Annotated in this window: 4 protein-coding genes; all 4 read left to right on the top strand. The window is 43.5% G+C overall.

Annotated elements, in window-relative coordinates; all coding sequences use genetic code 11:
• Positions 1 to 734 precede the first annotated feature (734 nt).
• Positions 735 to 1,817, top strand: coding sequence for a sulfate ABC transporter substrate-binding protein (locus MICAI_RS22330; protein ID WP_008207384.1), 1,083 nt, complete (start codon positions 735 to 737; stop codon positions 1,815 to 1,817).
• 315 nt (positions 1,818 to 2,132) lie between these two features.
• Positions 2,133 to 2,513 (top strand): hypothetical protein, encoded by a 381-nt coding sequence (locus MICAI_RS22325; RefSeq protein ID WP_008207382.1) that lies wholly within the window; start codon positions 2,133 to 2,135, stop codon positions 2,511 to 2,513.
• Positions 2,510 to 3,178 carry a phosphatase PAP2 family protein gene (locus tag MICAI_RS22320; RefSeq protein ID WP_008207381.1) on the top strand — a complete coding sequence of 223 codons (669 nt, stop codon included), beginning with the start codon at positions 2,510 to 2,512 and terminating at the stop codon, positions 3,176 to 3,178. Before MICAI_RS22325 ends, MICAI_RS22320 begins: the two co-directional genes overlap by 4 nt.
• 109 nt (positions 3,179 to 3,287) lie before the next feature.
• Positions 3,288 to 3,789: rhodanese-like domain-containing protein (locus MICAI_RS22315; protein WP_039900732.1), on the top strand; the 502-nt coding region annotated here is incomplete at its 3' end.

Below are 3,789 nucleotides of genomic sequence, written 5' to 3'. Positions count from 1 at the left end.
AATACCAATTCTCCAAAGTCTGACTACAGAAGTTTAATCCCCCTAAATCCCCCTTAAAAAGGGGAACTTAAAGGGGGATTTAAATTCGATGTGTAGTTTTCATTTAGAGAAATGGTATAATGTTCAAAATTCGTGCGTTACGCTGACGCTAACACACCCTACTGGACTGTCTCAGTGCGATAATGCAAGTCCTACTGCTCCACCAATAGATTTTGGGGAACGCACCATGCACATTGATGGAAGTCGTTAGACCGCTTCAATTTTAGGGTAATAGTTGCTAAAGTCCGCTAACTTCACCGGTGAAGCCACCTAGGGAGAGGTTTTTGATCGCTAAAAAATTTTTTCTTTTCCATAAAAACGATAAAATCTCTATTCTGGAAGCATAAAGAGGCTTCAGGCGAATTTAAAGGCATATTTAAGCCCTATAAATCGAATATTTCTAGTTTTTCGACCTAATCAAGCCATTAATAGCTTAATTTATTGGCATCTAACCCAACTGAGACAGTATAATTTTTCTCTGATGTATTGTAATTGTTTTTTATTTCATATAAAATACAATCTCAGAGAAAATACCTAAGTAGGTGGGTGGAATTAAATATAAAATGAACGTAGGTTGGGTTGAAGCATGAAACCCAACGCCCGCATGGGTTACGCTACCGCTAACCCATCCTACAAATAATTGTGCCTACCTACTTAGCAATCTCCCATAAATAAACAAAGGAGCCGATGACATCGTGATCCCTTATCCTAGATCCCCAAAACCGAAAACCCTCTTACCCTTTATTTCTCTAGCTACGGCTGCCGTCGTCACAACGGGAATCGGACTAGCTTCTAGTCCCCTATCGGCATCGAGTAATCTGCTGGCAAGTCCGGATAAACAGCAAGCTAAACAAAAAACCGTGGAAATCACCCTAGTTTCCTACGCGGTGACTCAATCGGCCTACTCAAAAATCATTCCTCTATTCGTCAACAAATGGAAAAGAGAGAAAAAACAGGATGTGGTGATTAAACAGAGTTATGGCGGCTCTGGTTCCCAAACCCGCGCTGTTATCGACGGATTAGATGCAGATGTGGTAAATTTGGCCATCGGTTCCGATGTGGAACGCTTGCAAAAAGCGGGTTTAGTTAACCCCGGTTGGCAGAAAGAATTACCCAATAACGCCATCGCCACTCGTTCCGTGGTAGCCTTAGTTACTCGTCAGGGCAATCCCAAAGGAATCCGCAACTGGCCAGATCTAGCCAAATCGGGGATTAAAGTCATTACTGCCAACCCGAAAACCTCTGGGGTGGCCCGGTGGAATTTTCTGGCCCTGTGGGGATCGGTAACTCGGACCGGCGGCAGTGAAGCACAAGCGACCAATTTCGTCCGCAATGTCTATAAAAACGTGCCTGTACTACCCAAAGATGCCCGGGAAGCCAGCGATGTCTTCTTTAAACAGGATCAGGGGGATGTGCTGCTTAACTACGAAAACGAGGTGATTTTGGCCCGTCAAAAAGGGGAAACCGGGTTTTCCTATACTATTCCTCCAGTCAATGTTTCGATCGATCCGCCCGTGGCCGTAGTGGATAAAATAGTTGATAAACGCAAAACCCGGGAAGTAGCGACAGCTTTTGCCCAATTTCTCTTTACTCCCGAAGCGCAGCGGGAATTCGCCAAGGTGGGTTTCCGTCCCGTTAATGCTAATGTGGCTAAAGAGTTTAGTAAACAATATCCAAAAGTGTCGAATCTGTTCCCCTATACGGCGGTTGGTAGTTGGGATGCGATCCAGAAAAAATTCTTCGCTGATGGGGCGATTTTTGACCAAATTCAGCGTTAATTAGTAGTGAGCCGTCAGCCGTCAGCTAGATAGCACTTGCTGAATAAATGTGAAATGTGGGCAAGGTAAGGGTTTTGTGGCTTTTCTTGCGAAACAGGTGCAAGATTTTGAGAGAATCGTCGTTCAAAACCTTGCGTCTTCATCGGCCCGCGTCCTGTAGGGGCGAAGCATTCGGGCAATAACCTATCGGTGAAACCGTAGATTTTCTAACCGAATGCTTCGCCCGTACTTTTTGCCGCAAACCCTAGATAGCAGAGATAGTTGATTGCTGATGGCAAAAAAAAACAAAGCTGATAGTTAGTAACTAAAAAAAAGATGTATCTACTGGACAAAATCAAAAACGGAACCTTGGTATTGATCGGTTACTTATTATCGCCCCTGTGTTGGTGGAACGATATAATTTTTAATCTGCCGATCGCCTACGGTTTCGGTCGTTTAATTGCCTGCTTGCACGCCGATTTTTTTCTACCAGCGGCCATGGTTGGTTATTGGTTATCCAATCTGGTGGGAATTCTGCTGATGCAGTTCGGAACGAAAGAATTAATCGGTGGAGAGAAAGAAGAACGCCATTGGCAAAAAGAATTAAGAAATGGATTACTTTCCTCGACAGTTTACACTTTAGTTATTCTGGGCCTAATTCATTTTCAGGTATTAGAAATGCCCCTGTTATCCTCGATCGCCACTTTTTCCCCGTGATTGCCAAAACCTACTTAAACAATAGCTTAATTTTCTTAGCCATCTTGTTAACATCGCTAACTTTTACGGATTTAGCGCTCGCTGTTGAGCGGCATCCCCAAGGATTTGCTTGGGAAAAATCCCTAATGCTATCTATTCATCAAACTACTAATTTAAACCTAAACTTTTTGGCCATAAAACTAACGGGATTAGGCACTTATTGGGGAGTAGCTCCGATACTAACAATTTCACTGCTGATTTTTGCCCTCAAAAAATACTGGTATGGGTTCGCTTATCTCCTTGTGACTATGGCGGGAGGTTGGGCAATTAGTTATAATCTCAAGATTTTTTTTCATCGAAATCGCCCGCAATTTTGGCAGTTATTTTATCCGTTACCCGATGATTTTGCCTTCCCTAGCGGTCATGCTTTATTTAGTTCCCTGTTAGTGGTTTCTTTACTGATCCTATCTTGGAGAACGCGCTGGTTTTTCGGGGTAGTTTTACTGGGGATTCCGTTGGTTTTGGTTATTGCTTGGACTCGTCTTTATTTAGGAGTTCACTTTCCTAGCGATATCCTTGCCGCTTGGCTTTTAGCGATCGCTTGGTCTCTCCTAGTTCATATCTGGTGGCAACAGTTATTAGAGACACCCAAGGCGATCAACACCCAAGAAGAAATTAATAATTAATCGGCCTACTTGCTGCAAAAAAAATATCACGTTATACCTAAATTTTTGGAAAAAGCTAATCAAAGCCCTATAGTAATTATCGTTTGATACTCGTCGCTGACACTGAATCATGAAACCAAAACTGCGTCAAGGGAAGGGTCTATCCCTGGGACGGTTTCAAAGCCGTCCCCTTGCTTTTTTCACTTTAGTTCTCCTCTGCATTTTAACCTTTACCTTAGCCCCGTCATCGCCCCTGATGGCCACGTCTAAATCTGAGACTAAGATAGATTTTGTCTCGCCGGCGTGGGTGGCACAAAATCTCAAGGATCCGAAGTTAAAAATTCTCGATGTGCGGATTAATCCTTTAGAATATATCACCGGTCATTTACCGAAAGCGGTGAATATAGCCGACAATAATTTTCGTGGTCCAAACGGATTTTTGCCGGTTCAATATTGGCAAGAGGATAAAATTGGCAGTCTCTTTGCCGCTGCGGGAATCACTAATGGCGATCGAGTGCTGGTATATTCCGATGGTCGCGATGTCTTGGGGGCAACCATGGTCGCCTATTTACTAGAGCGATCGGGTTTCCGAAATGTGGCGGTCTTAGATGGTGGTTTTAAGGGTTATAACT

This window comes from Microcystis sp. T1-4, from assembly GCF_000297435.1.
Taxonomy (GTDB): domain Bacteria; phylum Cyanobacteriota; class Cyanobacteriia; order Cyanobacteriales; family Microcystaceae; genus Microcystis.
This window is presented reverse-complemented; position numbering and strand designations above follow the sequence as displayed.

What these genes read in the sequence shown, in the direction of transcription:
- MICAI_RS22325 (WP_008207382.1), top strand. Translation starts at nt 2,133, where the DNA reads ATGTATCTACTGGACAAAATCAAAAACGGAACCTTGGTATTGATCGGT.